The sequence below is a fragment of the Herbidospora sp. RD11066 genome (assembly GCF_054661255.1).
The window spans coordinates 1-369 of record NZ_BAAGDO010000053.1; the positions used below are offsets into that span (position 1 = coordinate 1).

Genomic DNA, 369 nt, shown 5'->3' on the forward strand with positions numbered 1-369 from the left:
ACAGCACCACGACGCGTAGATTGGACTCCCTCATGAAAGAGCTCACTGGTCACCGCCGACCTTGAGGCGCAACTTGGCGAACTGCTTGCGAGTGAACTTCTTGGGCTTCGCACCCTCCTCTGCAGCCTTCTCAACGGTCTCCTCCTTCTCGGACAAGATCATCTCAACGTGGCAAGGGCAGTTCATGTATGGGCCAATTCGGCCGTGGGCACGGTAAGTGCGCCTGCGGCCCTGCTGAGCAGCGTTCACCTGGACGTGCTCCACAAACAGCTTCTCAGTGTCCAAATTCTTGAACTCAGCGTTGGCCTCTGCATTCCTCAACACACCAAGCACGATCTTTGCTGACTTCACTGGCCAGCGTCCCTCAGT

1 protein-coding gene is annotated in these 369 nt (G+C 56.9%); it reads right to left on the bottom strand.

Annotated elements, in window-relative coordinates:
* Positions 1 to 42: 42 nt before the first annotated feature.
* The coding region (gene rplV, locus ACYQ78_RS39310) for a 50S ribosomal protein L22 (protein ID WP_459806090.1) at positions 43 to 369 on the bottom strand (327 nt) is incomplete at its 5' end.